A 21,457-nucleotide genomic window follows, 5' to 3' on the forward strand; every position below is an offset into this window, starting at 1 on the left:
ATTGCGTGAACGGACAATGGAACTACCTCGTCGATCCAAATGGGTTCGCTTGTTAAAATGTTTAACTAGTTTTTGAACCGTTACTTTCACTATTGCTCAAAGAACTCTTTTTCGACATCTGTTTTTCCTCTCAATTGAGAATACGAATTTGCAGGGCGTTGTAGTCGTGCCCGAATTCGACTTTGACCTTCCCGCCACACTTGATATTGATCACCGAGCCAATCGTAGCTTTACGCAATTCAAGGGCGGTTTTAATGTAGCCGTTGACCCACACCGACCAAATATCGTCGTTCTTCTCTTGGACAACGATCACGTCCTGCATGACGCCAGAAACGTTCGGTCTCGTTTCCATGGCTTTGATTATGCCGGTCAATTGTTCTCCATCCAGACAGCGCCAATAGGGCGGATAGCTTTCGGATGATAACGAATGCTGGAATCGGGCGATTTTGCCTTTCTCCTCATCACTCAGCGGCTTTTTCACCATCGCGTTTCTCCTCTAAAAATGATGCGCGAACGCAACAATAGGTCAAGGGATAGGTGACCGGCGAAGAAGTCGAGGTATGAGCAAGAGGATCACTAGCGCATCGCCTTGGGTGAGATGATAGAAGGAAGCGCGGCAGAGTCAAGAGCAAAACCGAAAGAAACTTGCATTGAGCACGAATCGGCAACCCAATCGCAAGCCACAGATTACGCGAATGATTTTAACTGGATTCATTAACTAGCGTTAACACCAGCGATACTTGAAATCGTTATTAAGAGATCTCCACTTCACCCTATTAGTTGGTCGTTAAGTGCATTATTCGACTGTATACTCCCGTGACATTTCGGCTCGTTTTTTTGATTCGTTATTTTGACCGGATCGACCGAAAGAACACGATAAGTGCTTGTCGAGGGTTGCCGACCCCGCCCGGACTGCCCTGCTAAGGGGCTTGAGCACGCCGTTGACCTCTATCTCGCACCAGCAGCACCAGGGCTTGGCGTAAGGTTCCAACGGTCGACTTCCCTGCTCAGTGCACGCCGTGCACTGGATCGGGCGTACTACCGACAGCCACAAAAAAAAGGACTCACGCTTGCGTGAGTCCAGCGACGAGCCTCATCTAAGGAGCAACTTCTCGGCGACCTTGAACAGCTCGTTCTTCAGATCGGCAATATCGTCGATCCGTACCGCGACGGGAAACAGCCGGCCTACATAGACACCGATGCCGACCCCGATACACTCGATTCCGGCTTGGGTGGCGCGGGTGACCAGATCCTTGGCACTAAGCACGTCGTTGGGCGCACCATCGGTCAAGGTCAGGAGCACTTTGCGGTCTTCGGACCGAGACAGCAGGTCCGCAGCCCCGAACCAAAGTGCTCCGGTCATGGGCGTGCCTCCCCTGGCGTCCTGCACGAAGGCACCGGCTCGGCTGGCGACCCGCTCTCCATGGCCGAGAATCGCCGTCACGTTCTGATCTTGACCCCGAAGACCAGGGAATGCCGAGACGGCCCGCGAAACATGATTGATTGGCTCCAACGCAAGAGCCAACGCCATTGCAGCATCCAGTGCGATTCGGTCTTGCCCGCCAGCCATCGAACCCGATAAGTCCACCAGCAGATGCAGCGCCGTGTTTGGTGCGACCTTGTCGTTCTTGGTCCTGAAGATACGCGGGTCACCGACACCGGCCCGATGCAGGCGCGCCGGGCTCAAGTCGCGACCGCGTTGCACGGTGCGATGACGAGTCAGAGTGCGGGCTTGGACCAGCCCCTGAAGACGGGCGGTTAGTTTTGAGGAGTGGATCTTGACGCGCTGTAGGGCGGTTCGACCCACGTGAGGATTACCGACATAGTGCTCCTTGGTCGGCAGCAGTGTCGGCGACGAAATGCTCTCGGCACTGAGAGTTTCGGCAACGGTCGCAAAGACATCTTCGGGAAGTTCCTCCTCGGTGGCGTTCAGTGCGGACTGAAGGGCATTCTTGATATCGGAACCTACAGGCTGAGCGTCTGAAGTTTGGCTCTCGGCGCCTTGAGCTGGATTCTCGGTGCTTTGAGCTGGATTCTCGGTGCTTTGCTGTTCGCCCCCGGAACCATCATCTATGTCCTCCCCTTGTGGATTGTCAGTGTCGGATTCCGTGCCATCAGCACCATCATCCGCGCCCTCCCCTTCTTGATTCTCAGCTTCGGATTCTTCGCCTTCGGAACCTTGAGCTGATTGCTCGTGCTCCTGATCGTCATCTTCTGAGTGCTTGTCGTCCTCTGATGTTGTCGGGTGGGGTGTTGGGTTCTGTGCCTCCTCCTCGACCAATGACACAATCTTCCGGGCCAGCGCCATGGAGTCAGTGGTACTCGCCAGCGTCGGGATCTCGGTCAGAAGTCCATGTAGCCGATGAACAAACCTCGTACCCAGCACTCGGCGCATCACTTTATCTGCTTGCTTCGCATGGGTGCGCAGTGCCTTCTGATGACGGTACCGATGTCGGCTCAGATGAAGGAGGCCGTTGCCGAAGATCTCGACGGGATCGGCTTGAGCGTTTACTGGAACCAACGTGTTGTCCGCAATCAGTGCGTCCATGACGCTGTCGAGAGTGGTACGCGTACCGGGATAAATCCTAATCATGGCATTCTCAATCCGGACATCTTCCAAGATGCCCTCGACGAATCGACCGAGCGGCTGAGTATGTCGGGACAGGGTAAAGTCCGTGAAGCGAACATGACCGGCCTCGTGGGCGAGATACCCGTAGGCGAGGCTTTTGGCGGTGTCGGCAACGGCGGGTATTTGGATGACCTTACCGTTGGTCTTCGCCTCGTTACCGCCGATCGCAATTTGCACTCCGAACTTGCGCCCGTAGGCTGCGGCAACGATGGGCAGTGCGTTGGTGAGTGTCGAGTTGCTGTTCATTTGATGCACCTTTTGTTAGGTGCGGAAGCTGACGACCCTTGCGGGGTCGAAAGACCCCCGCAAAGTCGAAGAATAGGACCCGGTTGTTGGCCAGGTCCAAGAGCGGCTAAAAGTAGAAGCTAGTATTTTCGGGTTTCACAAACGGCCGTTTCGACGGAATGATTGGATCCATATCGGCATCGGCATCGGCATCCTTTCCGAAATTGTCGACCGATGGCGGAAAATTCGCCGTAGCAATTGCTTCCGTTGTCGCATCCATCAGGCTAAGTTGCCCAGCGCCATGCAACGACATTAAGCTGGAATCAGACAGCAACAGCGCCAGACCCATGCCTTCGTTGAAGATCGGACCCTCAATGGCTCCTGATTCCGGCAAACGACGCGTCCAGTCATCCAGTGTTTTGACGATCGGAGCAATTCGAATATCGAGAAACGACAGACACGCCAATTTCTCTCGAATGCGGGCGAATGTCGCCAGTGACTTACGATGCAGCTTCTGCCGACCGGCAAAACTACCTTCCAAGTCCCGCGCCATCAGTTCGATCTCTCCGAAGAGGGAATCACCGAGACCGGCAACCTCTTCATGCAGCGTCCCTGCATTGTCGGAGGGGTTGATTTGGATCAGTTGAAACCCGAATTTCAGGCGATTGGCAACGGATTCGGCGGGCTCGATTGCCCGTCGTATCGGAGCTTCCCAAGCGGGCAAACTTTCGATCCATTGCGCAAGCGCCGAATCGTAGTTCTTGAGAAACACGTCGGATGCTTGGTCGTACTCGGCCTTGAGCCGATACAGTTCGGACGCCACCGCATCAGCTTCGTTGTTGGGAACGGCAAATCCGCTCAGAAACCGCGTGCCGACACCAAGACAGATCCGTTCGGCGTTTTGCTTGAGCCGGAAAAACGGCTTCAGCAGTTCCGGATCGCAAATGCGCTTTGATCCAAGCGTGATCAGCTCTTCCGGAGGCGTTTCGCCAGGCGAGAGATTGAGGTCTTCCGCACTCAGCTTTTTCCGTCCCGACCAGATTCGAACATCCAGTACAACGAGCGTAATCTGATCGGTAATGGTTGTTGTCGAGGTCGTCATGTGTGATCTCCGACCCTCACGACGCACGCGCCCGCCTTGCGGCGAACGTGGCGCCGCTCGGGTTTTGGTTGGTGGTGGTGGCTAGAAGTAGAATCCGCCGTCCTCGGAACCGAGGAGGTTCGAGAGGTCAACGGCTGGTTTGGTATTGCGGCGGTTGGAGGGAGTGAGCTTTACGTGCGCGCCCGACTCATCGAGCATGACGATGCCGACCTTGACATAGCCCTTGCGGACTTTCTGTAACGCACGCTCCCATGCTTCGCGCAGCGGCTTGACTTGCGCGTGACGAAGCTGGTTTTGCGGACCCCAACGAATCTCGGCGTCTCCGGTGCCGAGATCGCAGTAGGCCCACTCCTTGGCGGTTCCGTTCGGATGCGTGAATCGGTAGAGTTCAAACGCCTTCACGGTGTCGCCTCCCAGTAGTCGCCGAACACGTCGGCGGCAATTCGGTGGATGGCTTCACGTTGCTCCGGTTCTGCTCTGGCGGTCAGTGCTTGCTCCAGGGCGTAGTGAAAGACATTCGGCGCACCCTTGAACGTCAAACTCAGCGATGCCCAACGCACCAGCGTGCGAGTGCTCATGGTCACGGTCAGCTCGCCGGCCTCCCGGTCCGAGCCCAGAAAAAGGCGTCGAACTTCTTCGGCGACGTGAAGCATCTTCTCGACGATAGTCTCCGGCATGCTCGGCACAGCACTCAGAACGACCTGCTTCTCGATCACGGCATCCGGATAGCCGACGTGAATCACACGAAAGCGATCCATAAAGGCCAGATTCTGGCGAAGCACGCCTTGGTACAGACCGGAACCGTCACCGGAGCCGGCACTGTTGCCGGTGGCGAACACCCGAAACTGCGGATGCGGCTTGATGACCTCTCCACCGTTCTCGGCGATAACCAAGGGTTGACCTTCCAGAATATCGTTCAGGCCGGCCAGCTCGGACGGGTCCATCAGGTCCGACTCGTTGAGGATGAGTAGATGCCCGTCGCGTGCAGCGACGGACAACGGACCATGCACGAACTGCGTCGAGCCGTTGATCAGCACGAATTGACCGACAAGCGCACCGATCTCCATGCGTCCGTGACACGTCACCGACTGCACGGGCCAATTCAGCCGCGCGGCAACCTGGTTGATCAGGGAGGTCTTACCCGCACCGGTAGGACCGGTCAGAAACATCCCGTCACCACCGGCGTCGTGCAGGTAGGCCAGCACGTCGCGCAGCAGCTCGGGGCGAAACACATAGGGCTTGCGGACGGGAATCTGCGGATGGGTGTCGTCGGCGAAACCCTGGACCTCAAGTCCGGGGCGCGCGTTGACACCGAAGGTCGTCGCAACATCGTAGCGTTGTGTCTGAATCATCATGGTGGATGTCCAACAGTCGGGCGTTTACAAACGAAAATGCGCAAGTCAAAGCGACTGCGCCGTTCGATTCCGCAAACAGCGAAACTAATCAGACATCTACATATAAAAAGCCGAAATACGGAGTAAAAAAACGACTCTCTTGCGGGAGTCGTCAAGGGGGGTCGAGCGGTCTTCCTAAGCGGCTATGGATTGTTGCGCGGTCTTCTGTGACGCCTGAAATTGGTCACAAAACGCAGCACAGGGACAAAAGCGTTCACACCGAATGGATTCACCCGAACGCACCTGTAGCGCACTTCCAGGCGTTGCCTCAACCAGCGTTTCGGCCTCTTCACGCGTCGTAAACACACGAAGAGCCCGTGAGCGACCGGGTTTGACGACAGCATAGGTTGCGTCTTTTTCCCACCGCTCAGCCGGCGTACACTCCGGCAATGTTTGCTCGGTTTCCGCCTGTTGATGCAGTTTCACACGCGAGACAATGTAGTCCTCGGTGTCGACCAGATCCCAGACCGGAACCTCGATCCGGACAACCGGAATCGCTGGATAGGACGGATCACGCAGCGCTTGTGCCGATTGCCAGTCTCGCAACACGGCGATGATTTCCAGGCGATCGACGCGGTACCGATTCAGCGCGAGAAGATACCGCAGCACATTGAGTTGTTTCTCCCACTCCGGTTTTACACCGTTCAGAACGCCGTAGACCGACGTGACTTTGTAGTCCGAGAGCAACCCGATCGCGGTATCAAAGCGATCGAATTGGCCGGAGACGTTCCAGCCGTTGATGTCGACGGACATGCGTTGCTCCGTCAGAACGTCCTCGTTGTCGGTATTCCAGGCGAGGACCTGATGCAATGCCGATCCGAGCAAGGCCCAAAGCTGATCGGTGACATCGGCGGTCAGTTGTTCCCCGTAACGTTTCTGAAGTTGTACGATACGGGGAGAGTCGATCAAGCGCGTGACACTGATCGCGTTGCGCTTCGAATCGATGGGTTGGCGGACGTTCTCAAGAAAGCGCACCGCGTTGCGGAAGGTTTCCGGTAGCGCATGGACATTGGTGATGTTCATCGATGTGAGTCTCCGAAGGGTTCGGGATGCCCTTCCGTGGGCTGTGAAATTGACTTATCCGGCGCGATTCTCGATCGGACGCTGCTGCTCGGAGGCCCAGGCGTTCAGATTCTGCCAAAGCTGCGACGCTTGTTGAGCGGTCAGATCGGACAGCCGAGTGACACTCCATTTGCGTCGCGTCCAATTCAGGACGCGGGTTTCTTGAAGGTTTAACGCATGGATTCGCGTTTGCAGGCGTTGCACCTGCTCGACCGTGATGGTCGAAATGCTCGAAGAGGCGGCAGGTTTGATTGAACGAACGACGGATGCTTCGGCGGGCATGTCTTCGATGTCTTGAGTAAAGACTTCAGACAAACCACCGAGTCGCAGTACCGCGTCGATGTGAGCGGATTTCTCCGCCATCTTCAGCGCCTTGTTCAGGTCGCCGTAGTCCTTTTTCAGACTGCGTGCACCGACACCTTGCGCAAGGACGCGAGACGTCGTGTCGACGAGCTGGCAATGCACGACGACATACTCGGGTATGACGCCTTGCGCCAACAGCGAATCCAGATCCTGAAAGGTGAAGCGCCCGACAACGCCGAGCATTCCGGCAATCTTTTCGGCACCCGGTTTCCAAAGTGACTTCTTCGCGTTGCCGTTCTTCGTCGGAATAATTCCGAAATCGACACCCTCCGTAAGCGCCGAACGAATCCAGCTCAACAGCATGGCTCGATTGTTGGACCGCCGTTCGAGACCCTCCTTAAAAAGTTCGATTGGAAGATCCAGTGGCGATGCCAAGTCGACCGACTGTCCGACCTCGTTCTCGGACATCTGCGGTATAAGATTCAGCTCTTGTGACATAGCGATACTCCTTCATCCGTTATGATGGCATTGAGTTCAGTCGGAAATCGTGACAGCTCCGCTTGATCAAGGTCTAAGTCTTGCGTTTGATCGGCGAAAAGCGACAGTCGGAAACTTCCCGAGACGCTGTGAATCAGAATCTCACGGGCGTAGAACAGACGCTTGTTGTCTCGGCAGAAATAACTGCGAACGCAACCCAGATCGATGTTCTGAACATCGTGGACATTTAGACTGAGCATCAGAAGGACTCCTTCTCCGAAGCAGACGTTGAAGACACTGAGTTCTTCCAGCCAGGCAAATCGTCGATCATTGATCGATCTCTTGACTTGCCTTCTTCCTCTGGTTCCCGAGGATCGTCCAGAACAGCGTCGGATAATTCGGGTAATCGGTCATGCATATCCAGCCAGCACTTGATTCGAGACATAATTTGAATCTCCAACCAAAAAAGCCGCACGACACCGAAACGGCGTCAATGCGGCTTTCTTGAATAGCAGAAGGGATTGGGGTTTGGACGATAATGGTACCGTCCATTACTATATTTACATATTACTCGGCCAATTCCTGCGTGTGACAACAACGACGTGATGACATCGTGTAGATGTGATGGCCAATCATCTGATGCTGAGCATCGCAGAATAGTGCCAACAACTACGCCGGTGATGCGTTCAACACCCGTGCGATCGCTTCCACGTCTTCGAGTGCGGGGCGTCGGATGCCCTGCTCGTAGTTCGCCAGTCGACTCGGACTGATTGATCCATCTAAACGTGCACTGACATCCTCGCGCGTTAATCGGGCATGATCACGCGCTGTGCGAAGACGCTCACCCATCACTTGATCCCGCGATTGTACTTTGTGCATCGTCACATCCTCCCCGTGTATGTCGCGGTGACATCCACTTTCTAAATGTGTGCGTTGTGAAATCGATTATCTCGATCGATCAGCCCCTTGTCCCTAACCTGCTACAATCGCTTCAGCCATCTGCGGTCTTTGTCAGGTGGATGATTCGGCAACGTGCTCGTGTCTTCTGCACGTTGATCTGACATCGACGATGCATCCGTTCGTCTCGTCGGTTGACTGGGTCATGTCTGCCGGACTGAGCGACGTGGACCTTTCGTCTGACGGATCGACCGTTGGTGTTCGACTTGTCACGTTAGAACGGGCACAAGAAAGCCGCCCTTTGTGAGGGCGGCTGGTTGGGTGAGATTCGAGGATCGCTTACGCGGCTTCCTTCCGGTTCTCGTCCTTCAGTTCTTCCTTAAGAAGTGTTTCCAACAGGATAATGCGAACAGCTTTCGGATACTCATGCCATTTCGGCTTCATCGTCTCCTCCCAGAGGTGGTACAAGGCATCCCCCTGCTGTTTTTCCTTCTCTGAAAGGTTCGTCGAATCAAGACCACGCGAGCGCAGATCCGCCAGCTCTTCAAGCGCCTGTGTTGGGCTCGGAAGGCGGACAATTCCGTGCTTGGCCAGATCCGCCTGGTCAGTTGGCGTGTTTGCGTCCTCGGTCGTTGGAGCGATCGCCTCCGTGTGCTCCGCTGCTGGTGGATCTTGACGTTCCTCGGTCCCAAGCGCTGTTGGTTCGGCCTGATCCGTGTCTGGCCGATGCATCACGGCCGTCTGCTCCGTCCCTGTTACAGCACTGGCCGAAGCCTGGGCCGATCCGGTGGCAGTTGCTGTTGTCGCATCCGCTTCTGGTTCATTGGTCACCTGAGTGGATGAACCACCGTCATCCGGTGCCGTCGGTGGCACTGAATCACTTGTGGTTTCGGTGCTCGTCGTCGCAGTCGGCTGCTCCTGTTTGGCCGGCTGATCCAACGCTGGAATCAGCCCGATCCAAAACGCTCTGTCGTGCAGATCGACTTTATCCCCTGCATTGATCCGAGCTTGCACCTGCTGGACGGCGGTTAGAACGAGGTTCTTATCCTTGACACTCGCCAGGAGATTCAGCAGCGCGACACTGCCCGGCAAAAACGAACTGTAGTTCGGATTTGCCAGCGTCGGGTGTTCGGCAATTCGTTTGTACTTCTCGGCTTGGCGTGCACCGAATTGGATCTTGGTCTTGATCATCTTTGTAAAATTGCCATGACCCAAGGCTTCCTTGGCTTGGGAAAGTTGCGTTCCGATCTCGATGATGGCGCTGACACCCTTCGCGTGAGCCGTGTTGATCTTAGCGGCCCACATTTCGATCTTCGCCTCAGGTTCTTCGATCGTCTCGGTTGGAGACACTGACGCTTGCGCAGCCGTCGTCTCGTCTGGTGCGATCAGAGAGGGGACAGAACCGAAGCAAGAGCTGGTGTTCTCCGGCAATGCGGAGGACATCGCTTCGGCCAGGACAGACTTCTTACCTAAGTAGGGAGTAGACTCTTTGTTAAGCATGGAAAATATCTCACTGGCCGTTGATGCCCATCGGCCAAAAAAAAATGAGATACACTATAGAAAGGAGGGCAAACCTTTGATAATCCAGCCACCGCATGACGGTCACTGACGATATAAGGCTTATTTGTTAATTGGGTGACTTAGTTCCCGAGAAGGGTTGTCACCGCTTATATAATGCTCGGCTTGGCCGAGCCAGATGGGAAAGTGTGATTAGAGAATCACTACCATCAGTTTAGTCCGTCGTCTGTCGTTGTCAAGCCGACATTTGTTGTTTTGACGCAACTCCACCGCTTCGCGTTCCTGCGTCGGCAGTGTAGCCGAATCGGCGAAAGCGGGCCTCAAACCTGATGACTGTCGGCTGGCACATTGCGACGATCAGTGTACACACTGTCCTACCCGTCATATCACCTCGCATAAATTATGGATCATATGTCGGGACATAGCGCTTCGGAAAGGACAGCATGTTGAACTGAATCTTTTCTCTACCTCGCAACCAACACTCGGTCGGCTTCGGATGCACTGCATGTCAGAATCGCAAGTATCGCTCCGGTCGTTTTTTTGAACTTATATCGAAGGTTCAAAGATGGTTCGTCGCCCTGCGATGCCCGCAGAAGGTAACCTTTAGTTTCAAATCCGCCGTTCGATCACCATCGTCCTGGATCTTGCCAAAAGGAGTAGTCAATGAATCCACCAAGTATTCCTAACAGACTTCGCTTCCTGTTGGCAACCGCCCTACTCTTTTCAGTAACTGCTCCTTACGCCCAGCACAATGCTAACATGCAATCTCTGGATGATTGGCAAACGTTCTGCCCGACTATGATGACATTGAACAGCCACTGGAGATTCATTTCGGGCTACTAAAAGATCGCCCAGCCTTCATACCCGGCCCGACAGACAGCGTTTTATATCGGGAGTATGTCGAAGGAATGCCGTTACATAAATGGCACAGTATCATCGAACTCGGCAAGAGCCTGGCTTCGGGCTAAGCGATTTCGTACTGACGTCCCCAATGGGCATCGAGCAAACAGCAGTTATCGACTTCCTTAAATGGTGTACGGATGAACTGCGGTTGCGTCGGGCGGAACTGGTTCAGCTCGTTTTTGTGCCAGCCGCTAACTGTCGTCGGCCGTTTCAGAAGTAGCCGACCGGTCGATCGAGTTGAACCTGCTGCTGGTGCTTACCCCTGACCCTCGCGGCATTCTTGTGCACGTTGTGCACTTGGTGCACTTGGTGCACTGTCCACGGCAGTTTTCGGGTCGAAGCTAAAAGGATGCAAAGGTCCTGCGTCCTGCGCATAAACGATTCGCTCACGTTTGGCTTAGCTGGAAGCCGGGCTAACTAAATCCATCAGCTTGGCAAAATCGGTAACGACATCGTACTTCACCTTATCCTCGGTGATGCGCTGGCCGATCTCATCGAAGAACTTCCGCGCACAGGCGATCTTGGTCTGCTCGATCTCGCGCAATTTCATCGACGACATGCTACCCTTGGTCTCGGCGACGAAGTAGATGTGCCGCACGCTCCCGGCGCGGAATGAAATCGCCCAGTCCGGGTTATAGTCACCGACCGGTGTCGGAATCAGGAAGCCGCGGGGCAGTTTGGCGTAGACCACCACTTCGGTGCTGGTATCCAGCTCGTTGACAAAACCCCGCTCGACATTGGAATCGACGATGGCGTAGTCGTAGATATGGTGCTTCAGCTTGGCCGTGGCGCGGGAGAAATCCTGCCCGGTCTGGCTGGCTGTGAAGATGTCGACGTCATAGTGTTCGTCGACCTCGTCATAGGCCAAGCGCTCGATTACCATGGCGGCCTTCTGCTCGGTGATCAGCCGTGAGGCTTCGGCGATGAAGTGCTCCGGGTTCTGCGGGAACTGATGGAACACGGCGGGCTGGATACCGCTTAGAATATCAGCCACGGTCTGTCGAACGAGCTGGGTGTTTTCGGCGACCTTGCCCAAGAGGTCATAACTCACCCGCGAGTGGATGGAGTCGCCCTGTTCGGTCGTCGTTTCCGAGACCTTGAAGCCATCCCCTTTGCGCAACTGCTCGTCGGTTAGCCCATCCTGCTGCAGGCCTTTCTGCACGATGTACTGCAGTGGCGTGACTCGTAGCTGGCGATCGAGTGCGCTGATGCACTTGTCGACCAGCTCATCGGATTCGAAGTCAACGCGATAAACGGCCTTGCGGTTGATGCGTTGCCAGAGTTCCTGAAAGGCATGCTTCTCGAAGTTGGCGTTGAGCGGATTGGTCTTTGGTTTGCGACCATCCTCGGGTGTCGGCAGCTGCTTTTCGCTGAAGACACTGTCGATGAGCTCGAAGATCTGGTCGGCGTGGGGCTGTAGGTCAGCCGGTAGTGCTGCCAGAGTGCCCGCTGCCTTGGCCTCGTGATAGGCATCGGCAACGTGATCGGAATCGTCTGTATAGTCGTTCTTGACCAGATAGCGGTAGAGCTGTTTCGCCATTGCAGGGGTCAATTCGACCGGCCCCTGCTTGGTCTGCAGCACCTTGCCGGTGAAATAGGTTTCAGTGGCCTGCCGCGGGCGCGAGGATAGGGTCTCGACGATCTCCTGCTGCAAGCCCGCGACGAAGTCCTTGTAGCTTTCGCTGGCGACCACGGTCAGCACGTTGATGTCATGCACCAAGCCCGGGTGGTCCATGCGGTCGCCCTGCTGGTCAACGCTCAGCCGCAGCCCGCGCCCGACCTCTTGCCGGCGGGAGATGCTGTTGTCGCTGTGCTTGAGCATGCACATCACGAAGACGTTCGGGTTATCCCAGCCTTCGCGCAGTGCCGAGTGAGAGAAGATGAAGCGTACCCGTTTCTTGGCGCTGTCCTCCGGGCTGTCGTGCGGGCCAGGGAACGCCAGTAGGCTCTCCTTGTCCCTCAGGATCAGGTCGTAGGCGTCGACATCGTCGGAGTCGACGGATCGGGCACCAACCTCCGGGTCCTTGAGGCGTTTGGTCTTCTTATCGATCGCGAAATAGCCCTGATGGGTCTTGGCTGGGTCGATCTCGCCGAGGTACTTGCGGTAGTCCTCGTTGTCGATGGCCAGCTCGGACAGATACTCATCCTTGAGCAGCGCGTATTCCTCCTCGAAGACCCGGGCATACTCGCCTTTTTCGTCGGCCTGACCGTAGTCGCGGTACTTGATCACCTCGTCAATGAAGAACAGCGACAGCACCTTGATGCCCTGGGCGAAGAGCTGCTTCTCCTTGTCCAGATGGGCCTTGATCGTCTCGCGGATCTGAATGCGGCGAATGTCGCGCTCCGAGACATCACCGTTGGCCTCGCCCGCCGCCAGCACGACGCCATTGGTGAACTCGACGCTGTCGATGTTGTAGTCGATTTGACTGATGGTAAAGCCTTTGTACTGGTCCAGCCCACCGGACGCCACGAACAGGTCATCGCGGAAGCGCAGCCGGCGTAGCTGCCGCTTGATCTCGCCGGACTTCAGCTTGACCTCCAGCTCGATGCGCGCCACCGGTGCCTGCTTCGAGATGTCGATGCCTTCGAGGTAAAGATAGGCATTGGTCCCTGCGAGCCCGCGGGTCTGGATGCCGCGCACGGCGATCTTCTTGACCAGCTTCTGGTTGAATGCATCCAGCGCATCCAGCCGATGCACGCGGTGGTGTTGGGTGCGATGGGTGGCTGAGTAGCGCAGGATAAATAGCGGCTTGAACTGGGGCAGCGCCTCCAAGGTCGCCTTGCCTTCCATCTTCTGCGGCTCGTCGATGATCAGGATCGGCCGATTCGAGGCGATCACGTCGATCGGCTTGCGCGATTGGAAGTCGTCCAGCTCCAGATAGATGCGGCGGTTGTCGGCCCCGCGCGCGTTGAACGCCTGGATGTTGATGACCATCACGTTGATGCCAGCGTCTGAGGAGAAGCTCTCAAGCTGATGCGGATTCTTAGAGTTGTAGACGAAAAACCGCGCCTTCTTGCCGTAGCTCTCGGTGAAGTGCTCGGCGGTGATCTGCAGCGATTTATAGACCCCTTCGCGGATGGCGATCGAGGGCACCATGACGATGAACTTCGACCAGCCATAGCGCTGGTTCATCTCGAAGAGGGTCTTGATATAGCAGTAGGTCTTGCCGGTGCCGGTCTCCATCTCGACGTCGAGGTGAATCGGCGTGGCGGCGAACGCTTGCTTCCTGTACGCGGCCGTTGCTGGGACGCGGGCGCCCTTCTTGTCAAAGGCCATGAAGTCCGACAGCGACGATGAAACCGGCAGGTTCTGCCGGCGCTGGACCTTCTGGATGTTCTCGAGGATCTGCGCATCGCTCAACGTGAGATCGGCGTTCTTGAAGCCCTCATCGAAGGTGCTGACCTGCGCCGTGCGGCCAGGGTCGATGCGATAGGTCAGGCCAGCGGTCATCGGCTGGCCGGCGAAACAGTCCACGACTGACTCGACGGCGTTGGTCTGGTAGGGCTGGACCTTGAATTTAAGCTTCATGGCCAACCTCAGATCGATTTGACTTCAGTGGACGGCGAAAGCTGGCGGAAGATCTGTTCGACGTTGATCTTCACTGCATCCGAGACGAAACCCTTGTCGCGAAAGATAATGCGCAGGGGCTCATGGCCGGCCAGCTCCTTGACCAGATCCTCGGTTACGCCAGGCTCGAAGCAGGCGACCAGGGCGTTGTCGTCGACGAAGAAGACCATCTTGCCCTGAATGGTCTCGCGGCGGATGGGCAGGGTCAGGTCCACGCCCCAGTCGACCAACACCTGGAACAGCAGATCCTCTGCGGTGCGATCTTCCTTGACGTTGTCCACCATGTCGAGCAGATCCGCTTGTTTGACCTCGTCGGGGCGGTAGTACACGTCCTTCATGTTTGAGGTGTCAACCTTGAGAACGCGGAAGCCGACATCGCGGTTCCAGTCGGGGTGGCAGTCGCCTTCAATTACTTTCTTGCCGGCGCGACGAATACGTTCCTTCGAAATTTCTGCGACTGTGGCTGGACGATCGCGAGCTTCAAGGAAACGTATCGCGTTCTTGGTGATCTTTTTTGCGGCGCCGGTCGCAACCTTAAGGCTTTCCTCCAAGCTCTCCGCAATCTGAATCATGTGAAATGCGCAACGGCTTCCCTGTATGCGATTCAGTTCAAATACGGCGTGCGCCGTCGTCCCAGATCCACCGAAGAAATCAAGAACGATGTCGTTTCCTCTGACTTTCATTGCTTTAAAGAGTTCTGCAAGAAGGAACTCATCCTTTGGATTTGTGAAGACTTTTTCTCCAAAAAGCGTTCGAAGCCTTTTCGATGCAGCGCGGCCATCTAAAAAGCGCATGCTTGTAAGGCTAACCGTCTCTGTACTTTTCAGATAGGTTTTAAGGCAAGGTACCGTTGTCTCATCTTTGCCAAAGTGGACCCTGTCTTCCGAGATAAGCGAAAGAAGATGTTCCTTCGGGCAAGACCAGCCTCGCGATGGCTCTTTAACCGGTCGCTTGGTGATTGGGTGGTCGATCGAATACACATATTGGCCGTCGTTTGGGCCAGAAATGTCAGCTGGAAAATAAACCCCCCTGTCATCCATCCAGCTATAGTGTTTGCTGTCATAGATCGGGTTTGAGGGCGGGAATTCCTTATACCACTCTAGTGCAGCTTTGTGGATCGCATCCCACTCTTTTCCATACGTAGATAGAAATCCACCAAAAGCCTTATATATTTCATCAAGCCCAGCCTTTCTCTCGGTCCAGTCTCCTGGATTTGTTTCCTTATCCTTCACATAGACAACGAAGTACTCATGCTGGATCGAGATATAGGCTTGGTCATTCTTGCTGCTATTTTTCCATACAATTTCGCCGCAAAAGTTTTTGGCGCCAAATATTTCGTCACAGACTTTCTTTAGGTTTGCATGCTCTTTCTCATCAACGGAGATCACTATAATCCCCTCTTGGCACAAAAGGTTGCGAGAAATGAGAAGACGACTATAAATCATGCTAAGCCATTCAGAATGAAACCGACCTTCGGTTTCTCTGAGGGCGAGCAGCCTATTTCCGTCGTTATCGTGCTGCATTGAGCGCTTTAAGAACTCCGTGGATCCTTGCGCAAAATCGTCCTGATAAACGAAATCCCTACCGGTATTGTATGGGGGGTCAATGTAGATTAATTTAATCACACCTAGATAAGCTTCCTGAAGAAGCTTTAAGCCCTCAAGGTTATCACCCTCAATAAAGAGATTGCGTGAACTTTCGAAGTTAGAGCTTTCTTCGAGAGACGGTCGGAGAGTTTTTGCAATCGGAGCATTTGCGATGATAATGGCCTCTTTTTTGCTTGGCCAATCCAACCTATACCGTTCCTGTGGCCCATCTACAATGTGGTCGCTCAACTCCTGCTTGAGCTGATCGAAGTCCACCGACAAACGCAGCTTCCCCGTTGAGTCGTCGCGCGCCTCGGTCACGCAGCCGGGGAAAAGCTCGCGGACCTTCGCGATGTTTTCCTGGCTCAGATCGGGGCTGTGCATCTTCAGTTTGTCCATGCTTGTTCTCTCAATCGTTCGTCGCGGCGGTGTCGGTATGTCCCGCAGTTAACCGCTCAAGTTCTAGTTTCGCCGCGCGTAGCTCCGCATTGATCGCCACGCGCCTGTTGAATTGCTTCTCCCGCGATAGCCTCGCCTTGATTCCCTCGACTTCACGGGCCTTCGCCTCGATGGCTTCTGCCTGCGCAATGCGGGCCTCCAGCGACATAGGCTCAGCTTGCGTCTCGGGATTGGCATATCCTTGCGGCACCTCGGCCACGCCAGAAGTAGCGCCGGGCATCAACCGCGCAGTCTGTCTCTCGACCAACGGGCTCAGAAGCCGCTCATAGAGCGCGCCAAGATTCATCGCCACCGGCAGCGGCGCACGGGGCACCTTCTCAAGCAGCCAATCCGCTTCGAAGTAGTCGCCGACGACCCAACGCGCGCGGTCGGCTCCGCTTCTTCGTTTCCAGGCGGCGACCAGCTTGATGCGGCTGCCATGGCTCAGCTCAAAAATCAGCGGAAAGGGGATGGCCTTGTCGATTGCGCGCAGCAGATCCCGGTCGAGCACCGCCGTCTTCTGAGCAATGCGGAAGATCTGGATTTCTGCGACTGCGTCCGTGGCTGCGAGGTTGATGGTCTCAGGCGCAAGTTTGTGCGACCAGATGATCAGCTCGACCTCGCGCACGAAGCCCTCCTTGAGTGCCCGGCTGGCGCCGGCATGTTCGTAAATCTTGGCCTTCGGGATCACTCGACCGTAAGCGGCGGCATCCGGCCAGGCATACAGGGTCACGCGCTGCCCCCCTCAATCACGAGAAAAGCGATTAGCTCAAAATCATCCAGCCCCTGGATGGTGGTGGTCAGCGCTGTGGTGCGGCCACCGCCGAAGAGGCTGTCGATGTCCTGCTCCTCCTTGACCTCGATCATCGAGTGGATGGCCTGGCTGAGCAGCTCGGAGTAGCGCTCCATGCGACGGCCGTCCCCGGTACGTTCGTTGAACAGCCGGCACAGCGCCCTGACTGGCTCGGACTGGCCCTTGCAACTGGCGCGGATCAGGTCGAGCAGGCGCTTGACCTCGGTGTGGTCGGCGATGATCTCGCCATCGTCGCCGATGTAGACCAGATAGAACGGGTGCAGGCGGTTCTGCTGACTGACGTTGACGCTCTCGTGAATGTTCTTCAGCGCGAAGATGGCACCGGGATGCAGCCCCATCGGTGCCTGCGCGGGTACGATGGCGTGCAGGCCAAAGGGCAGCTGATCCAGCTCGCCATGGGCCTTGACGTACTGCAGCAGGTCCATGCGGAAGTCGTTCAGGCCCAGGTCGGTGATCGAGACGCCGGCCTTGGCGTCTTCGAGCTCGATGATCTCGTCTTGCATGCGCTTAAGCTGGTCCTTGCGGTAGGCGATGTCGTTGCTCTTGGCGGTCAGCACATTGTCGTCGCCGGTGGCGGTGACGTCGGCGATGACCATGCGGTTCTCGACCCGCTCCTTGAGGTTGATGTACTCATCGAGGCTGATGTCCGGCCAGTAGTTGATGAGCTGGATGCGGGCGTTGGGTGACCCGATGCGGTCGATGCGGCCGAAGCGCTGGATGATGCGGACCGGGTTCCAGTGGATGTCGTAGTTGATCAGGGTGTCGCAGTCCTGCAGGTTCTGCCCCTCGGAGATGCAATCGGTGCCGATCAGCAGATCCAGCTCGTGCGGCTCGTCGGGCAGGACCAACGCCTTCTCTTTGGACCGGGGCGAGAACAGGGTTAGCACAGATTGATAGTCGTAGGCGCCCTTGAGCGTGGTCTTGGGCGCGCCGGAGCCGGTGACGCGACCGCTGTGCAGACCCCGCTCGCGCTGCAGCCAGGGTGCGAGATGGTTGAAGAGATAGTTGGCGGTGTCGGCGAAGGCGGTGAATAGCAGCACCTTGCGGTTGCCGGTGTTGAGCGGCTGGTCGATCTTTGCGAGCAGGGCCTGTTTGAGATGCTGAAGTTTGCTGTCGTCCTCGGGTGCGACCTTGTCCATCGAGGCGAGTAGTTCGTCGATCAGAGCCAGATCGGCGCGCAGCTCGCGCTGCCAGGAGAGCCGGTCCATGTCGGCGAGGTGGATCTGGATCTTTTTGCCGACGGTGAAGTCGCCAAGGCCGTTGAGGTCGTCGTCGTCCGGGTCGAAGCCGGCGAGGTCTGCATCGAAAGCTGCGTCGATGCTCGTGCCGGGCTGAGCGCCGCCGGTGGTCTCGAATCGCTCGATGGCCTCGAGCGTGTCGCTGATCTTGCCGAGCAGGGCGCGCAGGGTGAGGCGAAAGGCCTCGACCGAGCTTTCCAGGCGCTTGAGCAGGTTGGTGGTCATCAGCGCTTGCAAGCTGCGCTCGCGATCGACCTGCCGCAGCCGACCGCGACCGCCCGACGTCTGGGTGTCGTAGAGCGCCTCGTAGTGAGCAAGCCGCGAGGGCAGGATGTAGCTGACCGGGGCGTAGACGGCGAGCTTGAGCGCAGTCAGTCGCTCAAAGATCGCATTCAGGTCCATCACATCGTGGCGCGCGGTGATCGGGCAGTGATGCGATTGGGGCTTGAGGCGCTCAGGAAAGGGGCCGATGTCGCGGGTGTCGTAGAAGGTCTCGATGTGGCGCCGCGAGCGGGCGATGGTGACCGCGTCGAGCAGCTCAAAGAAATCGAAGTCCAGGGTTTTAAGGATGCGGGCGGCGGTGCGCTTGTCCGGCGGTAGTTGCGACCAGCTGTTGAAGGCCTTCTGGGCTTGGCGAAAGATCTCCTCGACGCTGTTCTTGCTGCGCAGCTGTTGCGAAAGGGTCTCGGATTGGCCTTCATAGGCGAGCGCGAGCTGATTGCGCAGGTCGGTGAAGCGGTTGTTGACCGGAGTGGCGGAGAGCATCAGTACCTTGGTCTTGACGCCTTCGCGGATGACCTTGTTCATCAGCTTCTGGTAGCGGGTCTCGCGATCCTTGTAGACCTCGTTGTTGCGGAAGTTGTGTGATTCGTCGATGACGACGAGATCGTAGTTGCCCCAGTTCACCCGGTTCAGAGGGATGCCGAAGGACTCGCCGCGGGTGCGCGAGAGATCGGTATGGCAGAGGACGTCGTAGTTGAAGCGGTCCTTGGCGAAGAGGTTGGTCTTGAGATTGGTGTTGAAATTGCGCCAGTTGTCGGCGAGCTTCTTTGGGCAGAGCACCAACACTGCACGGTTGCGCAGCTCGTAGTATTTGATGACGGCGAGCGCAGTGAACGTTTTGCCGAGGCCGACACTGTCGGCCAGGATGCAGCCGTTATAGGTCTCGAGCTTGTTGATGATGCCGGTGGCGGCATCGCGCTGGAAGTTGAACAGCTTCTGCCAGACCAGGCTGTCCTGATAGCCGGTGCGATCATTGGGCAGCACGTCCTCGTCGATATCGTCGAGGAACTCGCGGAAGATGTTGTAGAGCATCAGGAAGTAGATGCGCTCCGGCGCATTCTCCTGATAGACCGATTCGATATGGCTGCAGATCGCGTCGGTGACGTCGGCGAGTTGCTCGGGGTCGCGCCAGATCTGCTCGAACAGCTGCAGGTAACTGTTGGTGTGCGCGGCTTCGTCGAAGCGGTTGACGAAGTTGGAGACCGCATCGCCCTTCTGATAACCGAGGTCGGCCAAGGTGAAGCCGTTCAGCGGCATGTAGGCTGCATTGCAGGCGTCGTTGCTGACGTGGGCAAACGCCTGCATCGGCGCCTGGGTGCGGTTGGACTTGAAGCAGGCCTTGCGGCGAATCCAATCCGCGCACTCGCGGGCGATGGCGCGCTGCGTGAGCTTGTTACGCAGGTGAATCTCGAATGCCGTGCCGTAGAGGCTGGTCTCGCGGCCGAGCTTCGGGATGAAGAACTCGCGTCGCTCCTTGCGGAGACGGTCGGTGACCTCGGCGGCGACAAAAGTAGGCGCGGTGAAGATGAACTGCAGGCTCTCAACCTTCGAGAACTCGGCCTTCAACGCCTCGAAGGCGTACAACGAGAAGCAGGAGGCGGCGATCTTCAATCGCGCGCCTGGCAGCAGTGTTTCCTTGAGGTCGTCACCGAGCAGCGTGTTGGTGTTGTCGAGGAGCTTCATCCTGGGAGCTTCAAATCGCGCTTGGACATGCGCAGGTCTTGCTCGGTGTCAAGAACGCACTGATTGAAGCTAGCGGTGGAGAGTGGCATCTCAAACGAATCGAACAAGAACTCGCTCATCCGCGCGCGACAGAAGCATGTGCCATTATGCGCGACCAGGGGATAGTCGCCGACGAAGTCCGCAATCTCGGACATGAGCGGCTTTGCGGGAGGTGCTTCGCGCACCATGGTTTTGCTGATTCCGGTGAGATACTCGATGAACGAGGGGATGCGCCGACCGGCGTTCATGAGGCTTTGGTACTGATCGACGATGCGACCATCGCGGATCAAGACTGCGGCGATCTCCGTCGCACGATCCCCGTAATCCGGCGACAGGCCGGTGGTCTCGAAGTCGATCACAACAACCGGTTCCATTCCTCCTCCTCGTTGCCCCTGATTTCCTTGCTGTTCAAGGATGTCGATCCGTTCCATGACATGGCGAAGGCGAACCGACCGGCACGAACGGTTCCAATAGTGCACGACTGTCCACGGAACACAAACGCTGTCGCAAGCATAGCACTGTCGGTCATACTCTACCCATGATGATGCCTGACCTTGGTCAACTACTCGACCCCGCAAGATTCCCCAACATGTCCCCGCAGATGGGCGCTATTTTGGGGTATCTGTTCGAGCGCGCCTACACGACGCCCGCGTTGGCCGAGTTGTCGGTAACGCCCGACGGTCACCTCGTCGGGAGGACCCAAGTTTCGGGCGACAACGGCCACACCCTCTACCTGGGCCGTGAAACCGATCTGCGCGCCAATCTTCGACGTCTCGGTATCGCTGCGGGGCTGAACCAGATGAGTGGACGGCGTTAGCAGAACGTGTGCGCGTGCGGATCGGACTTAACTTGGGCGACTTCGATCCTGAGGGGCGGATATAACATCGTTGGGGATGGACTGTGAAGATTCTCTGACGCCTTTACGGTTTCAGCCTTAAAGTGCAACTCACCCGGATCTTGTCGATTGGCGGCTCGACGCGCGTTGCGGTCGGTTCGGCAGCTCCCGTGGACGACGGTCCACGACATGTAGCGACCGTCCGAGTCGTCACCCGATATGTCGGCAGGCAGACACAAACCGGACGTTCGGTGAGCTGGCACAACCGCCAGCCATCGACGCGTCGTTCAGTCGACGCGTATCCGGACTTTCAGTCCGTGATGCAAACCCACCGGCTTTAGCAGGTGGTTGTTTAATATAGTAATTTTGATTGCCACTCTGCACAAATGAGGATTAGTTCACGCGACATGACATGCGGGCACCTGGCCGCTCCCGGCACGGAGGTCAACTCGCCATCGGCCTTC

Annotated in this window: 15 protein-coding genes; 1 reads left to right on the forward strand and 14 read right to left on the reverse strand. The window is 56.7% G+C overall.

Annotated features, from left to right (window positions below):
* Positions 1 to 130: 130 nt before the first annotated feature.
* The 14 genes from THIMADRAFT_RS26825 to THIMADRAFT_RS28075 form a co-directional block, all read right to left on the reverse strand.
* Positions 131 to 484 carry a hypothetical protein gene (locus tag THIMADRAFT_RS26825; protein ID WP_007195070.1) on the reverse strand — a complete coding sequence of 118 codons (354 nt, stop codon included), beginning with the start codon at positions 482 to 484 and terminating at the stop codon, positions 131 to 133.
* Between the two features lie 609 nt (positions 485 to 1,093).
* On the reverse strand, positions 1,094 to 2,875 hold the full coding sequence (locus tag THIMADRAFT_RS20740) for a VWA domain-containing protein (RefSeq protein ID WP_007195071.1): 1,782 nt from the start codon (positions 2,873 to 2,875) through the stop codon (positions 1,094 to 1,096).
* A 106-nt stretch (positions 2,876 to 2,981) separates the two neighbouring features.
* The gene (locus THIMADRAFT_RS20745) at positions 2,982 to 3,956 is read right to left on the reverse strand and encodes a DUF3150 domain-containing protein (RefSeq protein ID WP_007195072.1); all 975 of its coding nucleotides are present in this window, start codon (positions 3,954 to 3,956) and stop codon (positions 2,982 to 2,984) included.
* 81 nt (positions 3,957 to 4,037) lie between these two features.
* Positions 4,038 to 4,358 carry a hypothetical protein gene (locus THIMADRAFT_RS20750; protein WP_007195073.1) on the reverse strand — a complete coding sequence of 107 codons (321 nt, stop codon included), beginning with the start codon at positions 4,356 to 4,358 and terminating at the stop codon, positions 4,038 to 4,040.
* On the reverse strand, positions 4,355 to 5,308 hold the full coding sequence (locus THIMADRAFT_RS20755) for an AAA family ATPase (RefSeq protein WP_040733398.1): 954 nt from the start codon (positions 5,306 to 5,308) through the stop codon (positions 4,355 to 4,357). The genes THIMADRAFT_RS20750 and THIMADRAFT_RS20755 overlap by 4 nt, the downstream gene beginning before the upstream one ends.
* A 177-nt stretch (positions 5,309 to 5,485) precedes the next feature.
* Positions 5,486 to 6,373, reverse strand: a complete 888-nt coding sequence (locus THIMADRAFT_RS20760) for a hypothetical protein (protein ID WP_007195075.1) — start codon at positions 6,371 to 6,373, stop codon at positions 5,486 to 5,488.
* A 54-nt stretch (positions 6,374 to 6,427) separates the two neighbouring features.
* A complete protein-coding gene (locus THIMADRAFT_RS20765) occupies positions 6,428 to 7,213 on the reverse strand; it encodes a hypothetical protein (RefSeq protein WP_007195076.1) in 786 nt (261 codons plus the stop codon).
* Between the two features lie 648 nt (positions 7,214 to 7,861).
* Positions 7,862 to 8,071, reverse strand: a complete 210-nt coding sequence (locus THIMADRAFT_RS28650; RefSeq protein WP_007195078.1) for a helix-turn-helix domain-containing protein — start codon at positions 8,069 to 8,071, stop codon at positions 7,862 to 7,864.
* Between the two features lie 357 nt (positions 8,072 to 8,428).
* A complete protein-coding gene (locus tag THIMADRAFT_RS20770) occupies positions 8,429 to 9,589 on the reverse strand; it encodes a DUF3102 domain-containing protein (protein ID WP_007195079.1) in 1,161 nt (386 codons plus the stop codon).
* Positions 9,590 to 10,907: 1,318 nt separating this feature from the next.
* Entirely contained in the window at positions 10,908 to 14,039 is a 3,132-nt protein-coding gene (locus tag THIMADRAFT_RS20775; protein ID WP_007195081.1) for a type III restriction-modification system endonuclease, read from the reverse strand.
* A gap of 8 nt (positions 14,040 to 14,047) precedes the next feature.
* Entirely contained in the window at positions 14,048 to 16,063 is a 2,016-nt protein-coding gene (locus tag THIMADRAFT_RS20780; protein WP_007195082.1) for a site-specific DNA-methyltransferase, read from the reverse strand.
* A 10-nt stretch (positions 16,064 to 16,073) separates the two neighbouring features.
* Positions 16,074 to 16,835 carry a DUF4391 domain-containing protein gene (locus THIMADRAFT_RS20785; RefSeq protein ID WP_007195083.1) on the reverse strand — a complete coding sequence of 254 codons (762 nt, stop codon included), beginning with the start codon at positions 16,833 to 16,835 and terminating at the stop codon, positions 16,074 to 16,076.
* Entirely contained in the window at positions 16,832 to 20,119 is a 3,288-nt protein-coding gene (locus THIMADRAFT_RS20790) for a helicase-related protein (protein ID WP_007195084.1), read from the reverse strand. The genes THIMADRAFT_RS20785 and THIMADRAFT_RS20790 overlap by 4 nt, the downstream gene beginning before the upstream one ends.
* The gene (locus tag THIMADRAFT_RS28075; RefSeq protein WP_233490314.1) at positions 20,116 to 20,589 is read right to left on the reverse strand and encodes a 3'-5' exonuclease; all 474 of its coding nucleotides are present in this window, start codon (positions 20,587 to 20,589) and stop codon (positions 20,116 to 20,118) included. The genes THIMADRAFT_RS20790 and THIMADRAFT_RS28075 overlap by 4 nt, the downstream gene beginning before the upstream one ends.
* A gap of 158 nt (positions 20,590 to 20,747) precedes the next feature.
* Between THIMADRAFT_RS28075 and THIMADRAFT_RS20800 the strand changes: the two genes are divergently transcribed.
* On the forward strand, positions 20,748 to 20,975 hold the full coding sequence (locus tag THIMADRAFT_RS20800) for a hypothetical protein (protein WP_007195086.1): 228 nt from the start codon (positions 20,748 to 20,750) through the stop codon (positions 20,973 to 20,975).
* Positions 20,976 to 21,457 lie beyond the last annotated feature (482 nt).

It is taken from the genome of Thiocapsa marina 5811 (genome assembly GCF_000223985.1).
GTDB classification, from domain to species: Bacteria; Pseudomonadota; Gammaproteobacteria; order Chromatiales; family Chromatiaceae; genus Thiocapsa; species Thiocapsa marina.